The 13,415-nt window shown below is 52.7% G+C and carries 15 protein-coding genes and 1 pseudogene; 8 read left to right on the top strand and 8 right to left on the bottom strand.

The annotated features are described in order from the left end of the window. Positions 1 to 239 precede the first annotated feature (239 nt). From AKG35_RS13580 to AKG35_RS10905, 3 genes and pseudogenes are all read right to left on the bottom strand, one after another. Positions 240 to 506: a hypothetical protein gene (locus AKG35_RS13580; protein WP_011131415.1), complete on the bottom strand. Its 267-nt coding sequence runs from the start codon at positions 504 to 506 to the stop codon at positions 240 to 242. A gap of 20 nt (positions 507 to 526) precedes the next feature. Then, a pseudogene (locus AKG35_RS13575) lies at positions 527 to 580 on the bottom strand (DUF2752 domain-containing protein); the annotation flags it as partial. Positions 581 to 723: 143 nt separating this feature from the next. Then, positions 724 to 1,908, bottom strand: coding sequence for an NAD(P)H-quinone oxidoreductase subunit H (locus AKG35_RS10905; RefSeq protein ID WP_011131414.1), 1,185 nt, complete (start codon positions 1,906 to 1,908; stop codon positions 724 to 726). 46 nt (positions 1,909 to 1,954) lie between these two features. Here AKG35_RS10905 and rsmH point away from each other — a divergent pair, with 46 nt between their 5' ends. After that, on the top strand, positions 1,955 to 2,887 hold the full coding sequence (gene rsmH, locus AKG35_RS10900) for a 16S rRNA (cytosine(1402)-N(4))-methyltransferase RsmH (protein WP_011131413.1): 933 nt from the start codon (positions 1,955 to 1,957) through the stop codon (positions 2,885 to 2,887). Then, positions 2,877 to 3,413: a DUF456 domain-containing protein gene (locus tag AKG35_RS10895; RefSeq protein WP_011131412.1), complete on the top strand. Its 537-nt coding sequence runs from the start codon at positions 2,877 to 2,879 to the stop codon at positions 3,411 to 3,413. Before rsmH ends, AKG35_RS10895 begins: the two co-directional genes overlap by 11 nt. Here AKG35_RS10895 and AKG35_RS10890 read toward each other — a convergent pair. Next, a complete protein-coding gene (locus tag AKG35_RS10890; RefSeq protein ID WP_011131411.1) occupies positions 3,400 to 4,170 on the bottom strand; it encodes a hypothetical protein in 771 nt (256 codons plus the stop codon). The genes AKG35_RS10895 and AKG35_RS10890 overlap by 14 nt on opposite strands. 94 nt (positions 4,171 to 4,264) lie before the next feature. Further along, complete coding sequence (locus AKG35_RS10885; RefSeq protein ID WP_157859891.1) at positions 4,265 to 5,473, bottom strand: cysteine desulfurase family protein; 1,209 nt, start codon at positions 5,471 to 5,473, stop codon at positions 4,265 to 4,267. Between AKG35_RS10885 and AKG35_RS10880 the strand changes: the two genes are divergently transcribed. The 4 genes from AKG35_RS10880 to AKG35_RS10865 all read left to right on the top strand — a co-directional run bounded on the left by AKG35_RS10880 (position 5,442) and on the right by AKG35_RS10865 (position 8,445). Continuing rightward, positions 5,442 to 5,990 carry a hypothetical protein gene (locus AKG35_RS10880; RefSeq protein ID WP_011131409.1) on the top strand — a complete coding sequence of 183 codons (549 nt, stop codon included), beginning with the start codon at positions 5,442 to 5,444 and terminating at the stop codon, positions 5,988 to 5,990. The two genes, AKG35_RS10885 and AKG35_RS10880, sit on opposite strands and share 32 nt — an antisense overlap. A gap of 70 nt (positions 5,991 to 6,060) precedes the next feature. After that, positions 6,061 to 6,786 (top strand): response regulator transcription factor, encoded by a 726-nt coding sequence (locus AKG35_RS10875; RefSeq protein WP_011131408.1) that lies wholly within the window; start codon positions 6,061 to 6,063, stop codon positions 6,784 to 6,786. Positions 6,787 to 6,807: 21 nt separating this feature from the next. Beyond that, positions 6,808 to 7,806, top strand: coding sequence for a pseudouridine synthase (locus AKG35_RS10870; protein WP_236069594.1), 999 nt, complete (start codon positions 6,808 to 6,810; stop codon positions 7,804 to 7,806). 24 nt (positions 7,807 to 7,830) lie between these two features. Continuing rightward, positions 7,831 to 8,445: a hypothetical protein gene (locus AKG35_RS10865; protein ID WP_041384725.1), complete on the top strand. Its 615-nt coding sequence runs from the start codon at positions 7,831 to 7,833 to the stop codon at positions 8,443 to 8,445. A 55-nt stretch (positions 8,446 to 8,500) separates the two neighbouring features. Here the strand turns inward: AKG35_RS10865 and bchM are convergent, their stop codons facing one another. Both bchM and AKG35_RS10855 read right to left on the bottom strand, forming a co-directional pair. Next, on the bottom strand, positions 8,501 to 9,214 hold the full coding sequence (gene bchM / locus AKG35_RS10860) for a magnesium protoporphyrin IX methyltransferase (RefSeq protein WP_011131405.1): 714 nt from the start codon (positions 9,212 to 9,214) through the stop codon (positions 8,501 to 8,503). A gap of 26 nt (positions 9,215 to 9,240) precedes the next feature. Then, complete coding sequence (locus AKG35_RS10855; RefSeq protein ID WP_011131404.1) at positions 9,241 to 10,446, bottom strand: N-acetylglucosamine-6-phosphate deacetylase; 1,206 nt, start codon at positions 10,444 to 10,446, stop codon at positions 9,241 to 9,243. On the opposite strand from AKG35_RS10855, the gene purE reads away from it, so the two are divergent. Both purE and AKG35_RS10845 read left to right on the top strand, forming a co-directional pair. Beyond that, the gene (purE, locus tag AKG35_RS10850) at positions 10,431 to 11,012 is read left to right on the top strand and encodes a 5-(carboxyamino)imidazole ribonucleotide mutase (protein ID WP_080502871.1); all 582 of its coding nucleotides are present in this window, start codon (positions 10,431 to 10,433) and stop codon (positions 11,010 to 11,012) included. The genes AKG35_RS10855 and purE overlap by 16 nt on opposite strands. A 75-nt stretch (positions 11,013 to 11,087) precedes the next feature. Next, a complete protein-coding gene (locus tag AKG35_RS10845) occupies positions 11,088 to 11,699 on the top strand; it encodes a hypothetical protein (RefSeq protein ID WP_011131402.1) in 612 nt (203 codons plus the stop codon). 296 nt (positions 11,700 to 11,995) lie between these two features. Here the strand turns inward: AKG35_RS10845 and AKG35_RS10840 are convergent, their stop codons facing one another. Next, on the bottom strand, positions 11,996 to 13,399 hold the full coding sequence (locus AKG35_RS10840) for a hypothetical protein (protein WP_157859890.1): 1,404 nt from the start codon (positions 13,397 to 13,399) through the stop codon (positions 11,996 to 11,998). Between the last annotated feature and the right edge of the window lie 16 nt (positions 13,400 to 13,415).

Genomic DNA, 13,415 nt, shown 5'->3' with positions numbered 1-13,415 from the left:
TGCAAGGCTTGATCTCGTTGCTCAATTGATTGCTTGTGCTGTCATTGCGTCACTCTGCTAGCTGCTGATGTGATTGACTACATGTTAGCCCTCATATCTGATCATGAGAGTCAATCTCAACGGGGAGAAGAATGCAGCAGGTAATGTCTTCGCGTATATCACCATTGGCCTGGCATTAGGGCTTAATGGATTGGTGATAGCAGCTTGGCTAATTTGGATAAGATTAAACTAGTCAGTATCTATTTAGATCTCAGTAAAAGGCTCCGCAGCAGCTCAAAACTTTTCTTGCCTTTTGCTCTTTGTGGATTCTTCAGTACATAGGGAATGCTTGCATTCCTAGGCCAAAGTTCAAGCCAAGTCTCACCAGCCAGTAGCTGATCAACGCAACGGCTGCCGCGATTAAATGCCAAGCGTGGATAGCAAAGGGCATCAATCGGCGCTGCTGGATTGCCAGCACCGACCAGCTGATCAAGATTGCGGCCACCACTGGCCCAAAAGCATGCCATTGCATTGAGCTGCTGAGATTGCCCTGCAGTGCTTCAGTTGTGGCCCTAGTAAGGAAGCAGGTTGGGCAGGGAATGCCGGTGAGAGCTCTGAGTGGGCAGGGCCAGCCTGGTAGCGATGGATGCAGACCCTTGATCCATAGGCAGCCAGTGAGTGTTGCCGGCAGGAGATAACCAGCCCGTTGCAGCCGTCGCAGAAAACGGTTCAGTGCCTTGTGCCTTAGCGATCCACAGACCCCATGATCACGTCGATGGAGCCAAGGATCGCCATGATGTCTGCGACTTTCGCTCCCTTGAGGATATGAGGCAGGATTTGCAGGTTATTGAGATCAGCAGCGCGGATTTTGAAACGCCATGGTGTGACGTCATTGTTGCCCTGTAGGAAAACGCCGATTTCTCCCTTGCCTGACTCAAGCCTGGTGTAAAGCTCGCCATTAGGGATCTTGAAGGTGGGTGCAACTTTCTTGGCGACGTATTGATAGTCAAATCCCATAAAGGGGCTTGTCTTACCCTCCGCCATCCGCTGAGCTTCGAGGTTTTCTGTTGGGCCGCCTGGGATCATGTCGCAGGCCTGGCGCAGGATCTTCAGTGATTGGCGCATTTCTTCGATCCGAACGCGATAGCGCGCATAGCAATCGCCTTCTTTCTCCCAGGCGACATCCCAATCGAAGTCGTCATAGCACTCGTAGTGATCCACTTTGCGTAGATCCCATGGCACTCCTGATGCCCGCAGCATTGGCCCCGAAAGGCTCCAGTTGATTGCCTCATCTCGCCCAATGGCGCCCAAACCTTCGATGCGGCGACGGAAGATTGGGTTGTTGGTGATTAGTTTTTCGTACTCATCGATTTTGGGACCAAACCAGTCGCAGAAGTCTTGGCATTTCTCTAGCCAGCCCCAGGGCAAATCACAGGCGACGCCACCGATGCGGAAATAGTTGTTGTTGATCAATCGTTGCCCTGTGGCTGCTTCCCACAGGTCGTAGATCATTTCTCTTTCTCGGAAGATATAGAAAAAGGGTGTTTGGGCACCCACATCAGCCAGGAAGGGGCCAAGCCAGAGCAGGTGGTTGGCAATGCGATTGAGCTCGAGCATCAGCACGCGGATGTAGCTGGCTCGCTTCGGCACAGAGATGTTGGCCAAGCGCTCCGGAGCGTTCACGACGATTGCCTCGTAGAACATTCCGGCTGCATAGTCCATGCGGCTCACGTAGGGCACGAACATCACACTCGTGCGGTTTTCGGCAATTTTTTCCATGCCCCGATGGAGATAACCGATCACCGGTTCGCAGTCCACCACGTCTTCACCGTCGAGGGTGACCACCAGCCTCAGCACTCCATGCATCGAGGGATGATGGGGGCCGAAGTTGACGACCATTGGCTCCGTACGCGTTTCCAGCTGCGACATGGGGCCTTGAGTTGCAGAGCGTTAGCGGGATCTTAGGAAGGAACCCATGCCCGATTCGTCCATTAATTCGGATTCAGGTTTCAAGCATCTGTCCGTAATGGAAGATGCCGTGTCGCAGCCTGTCGCTGCTTTGCCTGCAGAGCTGCTCGTTGGCGGGTTGATCATTGATGCCACTCTGGGCGGCGGCGGCCATAGTGCTCTGTTGCTGGAACGTCATCCAGATCTCCGCCTGATCGGTTTGGACCAAGACCCCACGGCTCGTGCGGCGGCGGCTGAGCGACTGGCGCTATTTGGAGATCGCGTCACGATCGTGGCGACTAATTTTGTCGATTTCAGCCCCGCCGAGCCGGCAGTGGTGGTGATGGCTGACTTGGGAGTGAGCAGTCCCCAACTGGATGTGGCGCAAAGAGGTTTTAGCTTTCGCCTCGATGGTCCGCTCGACATGCGCATGAACCCCCAGGTGGGCGAAACGGCGGCTGAGCTGATTGGGCGTCTCGAAGAAACAGAGCTGGCAGATCTCATCTATGCCTATGGCGAGGAGCGCTTGTCCCGACGCATCGCCCGGCGCATTAAGCACGATCTGGCAGAGCAAGGACCCTATGCCGGCACCGCCGCTTTGGCTTATGCGGTGGCTGGTTGCTATCCGCCGAAGGCCCGTCATGGTCGTATCCATCCAGCCACCCGTACTTTTCAGGCCCTGCGCATTGCTGTGAATAATGAATTGGATGCCTTAGATCGCTTCTTGCAAAAGGCCCCTGACTGGTTAGTCCCAGGTGGTTTGCTCGCAGTGATCAGCTTTCATTCTCTTGAAGACCGTCGCGTCAAGACTGCTTTCTTGCGTGATCAGCGCCTGGAGCGGCTAACCCGTAAGCCTTTGGTGGCCAGCGAGATGGAGATCGCTGCCAATCCACGCAGCCGTAGTGCAAAGTGTCGATTCGCTCGCCGCTTGCCTCAAGCGACCACTGCCGATGCCCTCTGATCCAATCTGGTGGTGGGCTTTTGGAGTGCAACTGCTAGCTCTCCCTGGAGCATTGTTGCCGGTGTTACCGAGTTTGTTGTGGTTGCCACTCGGTGCTGGTTTATGGGTTTGGCATGTGGGCTGGAGTGCAGGTTGGCTCAGCCTTGGTTTGGCCTGCATTGTTTTTTTACTTGGCCTTATTGCTGATCTGTTAGCGGTAGCTCTTGCTTCTGCTCGTTTACGAGCAAGCCGCTGGGCAGTTTTGGGTGCTGGATTGGGGCTGCTGCTTGGCTTGGTGGGTCTATTGCCGGCTTTGCCTTTTGGAGGCCCATTGCTAGGGGCTCTCTTTGGACCTTGGCTGGGTGCTGCTTTGGTGGAAACGTTGACGGCTAGGCAACCTCCTTTAGCACTTGGATGGTTGCTTGCTGCTCGCCGTGGTGCGCTGGTCGGGCTTGCAGTGGTCGCTGGCTTATTGGTGAGCCGAGTAGCCCAATTCGTTTTGGCGCTACTCGGCATCGCTGGCTTTTTGCTGCTCAGTTGGGCTTAAGCAGGCCAGTGTTGTCTGTGCTGCCGAACAACTGACGGTAGGCCGCAGTTGAGATGCAAACCATGGCAGGAACCATCACGAAGAGACCTCCATAGTGGAAGGTGGCGGCGATGGCATGGATCACAGCCTCCACAATCAGCAGCCAGAGCACGATCCACCAGGAAGGGTTGATCACATCGATACCAGAACTCAATGCATTGGCTGAGTTCTTGCTGCCAAGCAGGCTGTTTTGAACGAGGAACTGTTGGGTGACCAGGAACCAGATTGCAAAGATTGCTAGGGCAATGCTTGGAATCACGATTAGGGCTTGATTGATCTGGCCTAGCCCCAGGCCTATCAGGTAGGCAATCACTGAGGCAACAGCGATCACGACGATATAAAGAATCAATGAGCCCAGTAGCCGCCAGCTGGAGCTTTGATCCCAACGTGTAAAGACGGCGAAGTCAGGCTTTTGACCATCGAGTGCTGTCCAAGCGCCTCGGATTAGTCCCACAATTCCCCATAGCACCACAATGATGTAACCGATCAGGCCAACGACCAGCAGTAGATAACCCAGGACTGGATGTAACCATGCAACTTCTTTGACAGCGGCGATGCGAGTACCGCCAAGAGCAGCAATTCCGATGAAGGGGAGCGTGACCACCCCCACCAGGATTTGGAAAAGCAAAAAACTCCAGGGAGCTTTACAGAAGGCGTTCCAGCCGTCCTCGACGGCTTTGAGCACCTGAAGGCTGGAGCCGGTAGGAGTAGTTGCCACCGTCTAATACACAGATGTTGTTAAAAACTAGCTGCAGTAAAAGTTTTGCTCAGGATTTTTTGAAACTGCGACATCGATTGTGAGGCAGTTGTTGCTATCTAGCTCTCAGGTCGGTCACGACATTGCTAATCGACTCCACAGCCTGGGTGATCTCTTCGCTTGAGGTGTTGCGACCCAAGCTCAGTCGAATCGAGGCTTCCGCCTCAGCTGATGTGCGTCCTAAGGCCATCAGCACATGGGATGGGGCTCCTTGGCTGCAGGCAGAGCCGCTGCTGCAAGCAATGAGCGGTCGCAATTGTTGATGCAGGTTGCTGCCGCGCACGCCTGGAATTGTGATGTTGAGATTGTGAGGCAGCCTGTGCTCTAGCGATCCATTGAGGATGAGATCGGGGAGGCGTTCTCGTAAACCATCCCAGAGTTGATTACGCAGCGTGCAGAGCTTGTCTTGGCGGCTCGTGATGTCCTCCATGGCTAGTTCTACGGCTTTAGCGAGGCCCACAATTAATGGCACGGGTAGTGTCCCAGGCCTTAGGCCCTGCTCTTGGCCCCCACCCCACTGCAAGGGTTTGATTGGTACTTCAGGACGTACGACGAGTGCGCCGATCCCTTTAGGGCCGTAAAGCTTGTGGCCGCTGATGCTGACCAGATCGAGCCCGAGAGCATCTGCATCGAGATGGACGTGACCAAAGGCTTGTGCGGCATCGCTATGCAGAACCACATCACGCTTACGGCAAAGCTCTGACAGCTCTGCTAGGGGTTGGATGACACCCGTTTCATTGTTGGCGACCATCACGCTCACGAGCAGCGTGTCGTTTTCAAATGCCTCAGCCAGTTGCTCCGGTCGCAGTAGACCATCAGCCCGTGGTTGTAGTTCGGTTAGTCGGAAACCTTCCTTTTGCAATTGGCGCAGCGGATCGAGTACGGCATGGTGTTCAGTAACCAGCGTGATCAGGTGGCCTGGTGCTCCGCGTTGTTCTGCTCTTGCCCTGGCATGGCCCACTAGCGCCAGGTTATTAGCTTCTGTGGCACCGCTCGTAAAGATCACGCGTTGCGGTGTGACGCGCAGATGGCAGGCCAGTTGCTCTCGAGCGAGGCTCACTGCGGCTGCGGCCTTCAATCCAGAGCGATGTTGGCGGCTTGAGGCATTTCCCCAGTCCTCGCTCCAGTAGGCGGCCATGGCCTTGACAACCTCGGCAGCACAGGGTGTGGTTGCCTGATAATCCAAGCAAAGGGGGGATTGTTTTAGGGATCCACTGGAAAGGCTTGGCAGCATGGTGGAAAGTTCCGTTGCTCTGTCGCGCATGCGTCGTTCTTTCAGGATCGTTGGTCTGAGCCTCACGGCCTTGTTTTTGTTATGCCTCCGCCCTTCAGAGGCTATTGAGCCTCAGGAGGTTATTGAGCAGATGAAGAAGAGTCGGCCTGCCAATTTGGTGGTGTTAATTAAGCGCCCTGATGTTGGTGGCGATTATCTCTTGGGGATGTATGCGCTCAAGACGGACAAGTTTGATCAGGATCTGCGCCGCTTCAAACTTTGGCAGGAGTGGTCATATGACCTCAACGTTCACACGGAGTCAGTGAGCTGCAGCACCGAAGAACCACTCCGGATCACCCGAGATAGCAGAGCGGTGTATGTGCGTCGTCTTAATCCAGGGGGGATTGTGAACCCAGCGAATCGGGAGGACCATCTTGTGTGGTGGGCGGCTTGTGTCCCAGAGCTGGGCGGCACAGATCCAACCAATCTGAAAGATAAGGCTCTATCACTCGGTTATTCAACCGTGTTAGTTGAATTCCAAGAAGTTTTGGTCGGACCAGTCCGTTGAGGTCCCTATCGCTTCAGGACTGTTGGGGCGATCGCTTCTAGATTTTTGCAGCTTGCAATCCTGTTGGCCCATGAGTGAGACCCTTCCCCAGAATGTGGAGGCTGCCCCGTCTCCGCGTTTACTACTGGTTGATGATGAACCCGGGCTGCGCACTGCGGTGCAGGCTTATCTGGAGGATGAAGGATTTGAGGTCACCACTGCTGTCGATGGAGACGATGGCTGGCAGAAGGCTCAAGAGATGCTGCCTGATTTGGTCATCAGCGATGTGATGATGCCGCGTTGTGATGGCTATGGACTGCTTAAGCGGATGCGGGAGGACGAGCGCTTGGGTGGCACTCCTGTGATTTTTCTTACTGCTAAGGGGATGACGGCCGATCGCACCGAGGGTTATCTGGCTGGGGTGGATGACTACATCCCTAAACCCTTTGACCCTGAGGAGTTGGTGGCTCGTGTCCGCAACGTGGTTCGTCGGCAAGATCGCCTTCTTCGGGAAGCAGCTCGTTTCGCGGATACTGATGTGGGTCAGATGGCCCGGCAGATCACAGAGATTCGCACCATGCTTGCCCATGGTGATGGCAGTTCATCCAAGGATGTAGCGCTTCACAACTTCACGCCGCGGGAGGCGAGTGTTCTGCAATTGGTGGCTGAGGGGTTGATGAATAAGGAGATCGCTCGGAAGTTGGAGACATCAATTCGCAATGTTGAGAAGTACGTGAGTCGTCTGTTCATCAAAACGGGTACGTCAAGTCGCACTGAGTTGGTTCGTTATGCCTTGGAAAACCAGTTAGTGACATGACCATTGGCAGGCTGCAATGGCGTGTCTGATGCGGATTGGCTCTCAGCCAGCTTCAACCATGGCTGGACCTACAGCCAACGCATTGCTGCTGTGGATGCTGGTCGAGGGTTGGTGGAGCTGCTTGCGGTGCATTACACCCACTCGAGCCGAGATGTATGGCAACAGCGTTTGCAGGCGGGGCAGATTCGGCTGAATGGCGAGCTGGTGCGATTGGATCAGCTGCTCGCCTCAGGTGATCAGGTGTGTTGGCAGCGCCCTCCATGGCTGGAAGCTGCAGTTCCGGCGAGCTGGGAGGTGATTTTTGATGATGGCGATCTGCTGGTCGTCAATAAGCCTTCAGGGTTGCCGGTGATCCCAGGTGGGGGGTTCCTTGATCACACGCTGACGGGGCTGCTGCAACGTCGTTGTCAGCTGGATGGGGAGTCTCGGCTGCCAAGGCCGGTGCATCGCCTGGGACGGTTTACATCGGGACTGTTGATCTGCGCTAGGCAAAGGGAGACTCGAGCGAAACTCTCAGCGATGTTTCGTCGTGCCACTGCCGGTGATCAAGGCTGCAAGAAGATTTATCGCGCTTTGGCGCACCGCAATCTGAATGTCCATTGCGATGAGGTTGCCACGATCAGGGTCCCGATTGTGCAGACGGCTCACCCCATGGTGGGCAAGGTTTGGGTTGCTGCTGATTCATCTCGGCAACATGATTCAAAGCAGTCTGAATCTCGTGTTCTTACAGCCTTGTCAACTGTGCGATTGCTGGAGCGACGTCAGGATGCAGATTTACTGGAGGTAGCCATTCAAACTGGGCGTCCGCATCAAATTCGAATCCATCTGGCAGCGATTGGTTCGCCTTTGATTGGAGACCCTCTCTACGGCTTTGATGGGCAGATTTCATCAGCAGCAACACCAGGTGATGGTGGTTATTGTCTTCATGCTCACAGGCTTCTGGATGTGCCCTACCGCAACCGTCTGCATGGCTTCACAGCCTGCTCGCCGCGGTGCCTCCAGATGAAGACGGAAAGATGAGCGGCGCCTATTTCACCAGTTAGGGTGATCGTTGAATCCCCAAGAGCTCGTGACTTGTTGATGTTGAAGCGTGGGTTGCTGATTGCATGCTCTTTGATGGGAATTGCAGGTTGCTCTTTTAATTCTGTGCGCCAGCATCAAGTGTTGCAACCTGAAAGATTGGACCTACAATTATTAGTCTGCAAAATAAAATCTACGTTTTTCTCTGATGTAAATCAGGACGGACAAATTTCAGTTGGAGATCATATGACCTATGTTTTTAATGTTTCTGAGGATGCTGCTTGTGCTCAGTCGCAATCAACCTTTTATGCTGTTGAGCAGATTGTGATGAGCCAGGCTTTGGGGCATGATCTGCAGCAGAGTTTTGTGACCCATTTTCAGGGAACTTTTAGGTTGAACAAAGGCAATCTTCAGTTGCGAGGCCTGGGTTCTCTCGGTTTAAGCGCTAGCAAGTGGAAAGCTATTAATCAATCCGGTTCTATTGATCTTGTTCTTGCCAACATCTTTCCTGAGAGCCATCGGCTTTCAGTTATTGGCGAGGGTGGTTCTTACACTGGGCTGGTGGGTACCGCATTTGTTAAGCCTGGAGATGTAGTGGCAGTTGATATTAACTTGTTTGGTCAATTCAAGCTTGATTGAGTTTAGTAGATATTGCCTTTCCCTGTTGCTTTTGCTAGAAGATTTAGCTGTAATTTTAAATTTTCTTGAACTCAATCAGTCGTGAAAAGTAGAATGGAGCCTGATTGAGTTTGCTGCGGATGGGTTCGAATCCGCAGCCCATTGCGGCTTTGATGATGCCGTCTTCGCGAAGGGTATACGCGCGAGTTGTTTTACTAGGCCCTGGGAACAGCTGGCCAATGCGTTTGAGTAGCGCTAGTAGAGGGGTGTAAGGGGCAAAGCTCACTAGCAAACTTTCTTGTGTGAGTCCGCATAGGTGACGGACCATCTCTTCCGCTGCCTGTTGGGGGTAGTGGATGAAGACATCCAGGCAGATCACGGTGTGAAAGCAACCCTGCAGGCTTTCGAGGTCGGAGGTGGTGAAAGTTAGTCGGCTTAGATCCAGCTGCGCATCTGCAGCGCGGCGTTTGGTTTCGGCCACCATGGCGGCGGAAATGTCACTTGCGGCAATCGATCCAGCCCCCATTGCGGCCAGAGGAAGGCTGAGGCTTCCTACCCCGCAGCCGGCGTCGCAGAAACTCATGGCACTCAGATCACCGCGTTCCTGAAGCCAGGCGAGCACATCATCCACCGTTTTTTGATGGCCGATGCGGATATTGCGCTGCACTTTATTGACATCATCACTTTCGCTGTAGATGCGATTCCAGCGATCAAATCCTGTTCCGTTGAAGTAGTTGGCTACTTCAGTTTTTTCGGCCTGTTTGAGCTCTTGGCGCTGTTCCATGGCCATTGAGTTGGGTTCAGACGATCGGGATCTTAAGCAGCATGCTTCCAGATCAGCTCTTCAGTATCCGGTTTCCACTGCCAGCGGAGTAAGTCTGTTAAGGGCTGATTCACAAGTAGCTCATCCAGTGTGCGGCCATTGCCCATCACCTGACGAGGGGCCATGGTGGCAGCCCAGATGGCCGCGGCAGGTTCACCACTCCAAGTGGCTAAACGTCGACTCCCTTCCAGGAGCGGCAATGTGACTCCTGCCAGAGTGCCATCTTCCAAACGACAGGTTCCTTTTTCGACCAGCAGAACTCTTTCATCCCAGCGATATTTGCCATCTTTGAGGCCGTAGGGAGCGAGACTATCGCTCACAAGTATCAGCTGTTGTGGTGCCAGTCTTTGCAATAGCACCGCCATGGTGGGGTCAACATGAACTCCATCGGCGATTAGTCCCATAGCGATTTCTCCATGCATGCAGGCTTCCCCCACCGGGCCAGCTGCACGATGATGAAGACCGGGCATGGCATTGAAGGAGTGGGTCAGCATTCCCACTCCCTGGGAGAAGGCATCGGCAGAGGCTTCCCCATCTGCGTTCGAGTGCCCTAGGCATATCACGATGCCTAGGGTCCTTAGTCGTTCAATCACTTCAGATGATCCGGGCAGTTCTGGAGCCAGGGTCATCAAACTGATGTCTTGCTCAAAGCCGCGAATGCGTTCATCCAGTGCCCTTAGGCTCGGAGCACAGAGATGCTCCAGGGGATGGGCGCCGTGGCGTGCTGTTGCCAGAAAAGGGCCTTCAAGGTGGGCCCCTAGTAGTTCACAGCGTTGCGGGCAGTGTTGTTCTCGGGCTGCATGCAGCACCGTTAAAGATTGACGCAGGGCTGCTACGCCGCAGCTCACAACCGTGGGGCAGATTGCCTGTACACCGTCTTGCCAGAGTCTGTCGAGCAGCTTCAGGAGCTGGGGAATGTCTTTGGCGGTGAGCTCGGGGAAGGCCAATCCCAGCCCTCCATTGATTTGTAGATCGATGCCCATGGGGCTGAGCCAGTCGCCCTGCCAGCTCTCCCCGTCCATGGCAGAGCCATCTGCCATGGGTTGAACACTGAGCACCCGCTCGTGCTCATCTACGGCCATCCACCACAGCTTGGTGTCCACGGCTTTGTTGAGAGGTTCGGGCAGGCGGATGTGGGTGATCCGATGCATGGGAGGTGGCCAGGCGGTGCTAGTGCGGGACCATGGCATTGTCGTCATTATTCATCGTGACCTCTGCTTCTCTGCCTGTGCCTTTGGCAGCTGCTGAATCGCCGCCGCAGGTGGCTGTGGTGATGGGTAGTGATTCTGATTTGCCAACCCTGCAACCGGCCGTCACCGTCTTAGAGGAGTTCGGTGTGAAGGTGGAGGTGCGTGTGCTTTCTGCGCACCGTACGCCCCTTGAGATGGTGGCCTTTGCAAAGGAAGCTCATCAGAGAGGTTTGAAGGTGATCGTGGCAGGTGCCGGCGGTGCTGCTCATTTGCCGGGCATGGTGGCGTCACTCACCACGCTGCCAGTGATTGGAGTACCTGTGCAGAGCAGGGCTCTTTCCGGGGTGGATTCCTTGCATTCGATTGTGCAGATGCCTGGGGGAATCCCTGTGGCAACAGTGGCGATTGGTGGAGGGCTTAATGCTGGCTTGCTGGCGGCTCAGATCCTGGCGATCTGTGATCCACAGCTTGCAGAGCGGTTGAGGGCCTACCGCCAGGATCTTCACGATGCTGTGGTAGCCAAGGATGCTCGCTTGTTGGAGCTTGGCAGTGAGGCTTATTTGGGGCAGATGTGAAGGTCTTGTTGGAACCTCGCAACTCCACTCAAGCCACAGGTAAGGTCCCGGCTTGATGCTTGTCTATGAGTTTTGATGCTGCGTAATCCTTTCACCCGCCTCTTGGTTGTTGCTATTTTCCCGGCATTAATCGTCTACATTGTTGTGCTGTCTCTCTCGGCAGCTGCGGGTATTCAACCTGGAAAAGTTTTAACGGATCTAATGCAGACATGCGACTTCCCAGTTGCTGTTGGCATGCTTTCTAATTTTGGATTTTTGCTTTGGGCTGCAGCGGCAGCCATAAGCCTTTTTGTTTCCCTCTCTGGGCTAGCAATAAAGCGTGATTGGTGTCAGCTGTTGCTAGTGGGTGGCATTTTTTCCACTATTCTTTGTCTCGATGATTTATTTTTACTTCATGATCGTCATATAGGCCCTGATTTTCTATATACCTCCTATGCCATTTTGGCCCTATTCATCTTGTTACGCTTTCGCAAATTAGTCATCCAGGCTGATGGTGTGGCATTCCTGGCGGCGGCCATGCTTCTGGGCCTCTCGATAGTCAGCGATAAGGTTCAGGATCTATTGCCCATTGGCTACGCCACGGTGCAGTTGTTTGAAGAGGGCTTTAAGTTTGTTGGGATTGCTTGCTGGCTTGCATTTTGGTGGCAGGCTTCTTTGCGAGGAGCCAAGCTTCAGGCTAGCGACTGACCTGCTGAGGATCTCAACGAGCGCTTTGGATTAGCCCTCGCGGAACAATATCGCTTGAAGAGAAGGCTAAACTTAATCAGCGGGGGCATTGCATTCTTTCACCATCTCCTGGTTGTTAGAATCAACTTCATGGTAATACTTGGATAGTAGTAATTGCTTTAGGCTTTGATTATTCGGAGGCAGCATTTGGCGTAAATATTAAAGAAATAATCATATTGTTCTCAATTGCATAGAAGCGTTTTGATTGCTGATCGCCAGGAATTCGCAAGGCGTTGATAATATTAAATCATTAATTGTTAGAGGTAAATTAGATAGCCTAATGGAGTGGCGGCAAGCCAATCCATTAGGCTCCAGGAAGCATGTTCTGGTATTCCTAGAAGGATTACAAGCCAACGAAGGGTGTTCGGATGCATATCAGAACAAAGCCAATTCTGCATTTTGATGAAGTACGAATCGATAGATGTTGGCATAAGCAAATGAATGGAGGAATATTGATTAACATTAATCAGATCCGTTTGGGCCCAAACCAATACGATTAGTAAAGTGCTTAGATACCAGAATGATAGCCAGCGACCATAGTCGGTTCCGAGGATAAATAGGGGTGCAATGGCGATAATTTGGATCGAGGCCACCATTAGAGCAAAGCGGCGTAATTGAAAGCGATCAAAATTAATATTGGCCATGGCACTATGGCCAAATCCTGCCAAGAGTAGACGTAATCCAGCCATGGCCGTTATCAGCCAAGCCAGGGGCACCCAAATCGGACCCGCAAAGCTTTTGAAGATTGTATAGGTTTTGGCAAATTGAGTGCCAGGGACCCTGGCTAGGGCCTTAATTGCTCCATCGGGTGATCCACTGATTAGCTTGTCTGACGGCCCCATTAGATCGGCAAGTGCTACCCACGAACTATGGATGGCATGGGCAATCTGACTATTGCCACGTGCGTGCAGAACTAAGGAAAATATTGCCAAAGTAGGGAGCAAGAATAGAAAGGCCCTTATTAAACCTTTCCAAAAAATAAATACATGGCAATTTCCATCTTGCGCGATCAAATAACCTGCTATTAGAATTAATATTGGTAGTGCAACAAAACCATATATTTCCTGGCTAAGGATGCCCATGATTGAGATTGTATTGATCATGATTAGAGCTGGAATTGTCGACCATCGACGAGACCACCAGGCCCTAAGAATTAATAGACAAGCAAGCAAAAGAATTAGTACAGTAAAATCCTTTCGGATCAAATTGCCAGTTGTCAATGGCCCTAGAAGCCCTACTGATGAAAGAATGACCAGTGGATGCAACAACAGCTCTCTACGCCAGCAGAGAAAGACCGCTACAATTGCGAAGAATAAAAGAGATATAGCTAAAACAAGATTTTCAGGATTAACTCCTGTGAGAATTGTTAGATGATAAATGCCGGATCCAGGCAGCCCTCGGCGTACAAAGCCTCCTGAGTAGTTTATAAGCCATTCCCCAACAGTCCAAGAATCGTTGTAGCTATTGTTTTCACTAATATTGCGCAGTATGCCTCGGAGGAATGTAGCGGAAAGCATCAGCATCACAATGCTGTCTGCTGAAGATAATGAGACACCCCAGAAGTGACTCATAAAAAGCTGTAGCCATCCATGTTTTTTCAAATCAATAGAAGCCTCTATTAATTTCTTGATTTTAGCCTTGGCGCTGACCGGTAGGATCAAGCCAGCTTTAAATCAC

The sequence above is a fragment of the Prochlorococcus marinus str. MIT 9313 genome (assembly GCF_000011485.1).
Taxonomy (GTDB): Bacteria; Cyanobacteriota; Cyanobacteriia; order PCC-6307; family Cyanobiaceae; genus Prochlorococcus; species Prochlorococcus marinus_D.
Note: the sequence above shows the minus strand (reverse complement) of the source record. Positions and strands in the feature narration are given on the sequence as shown.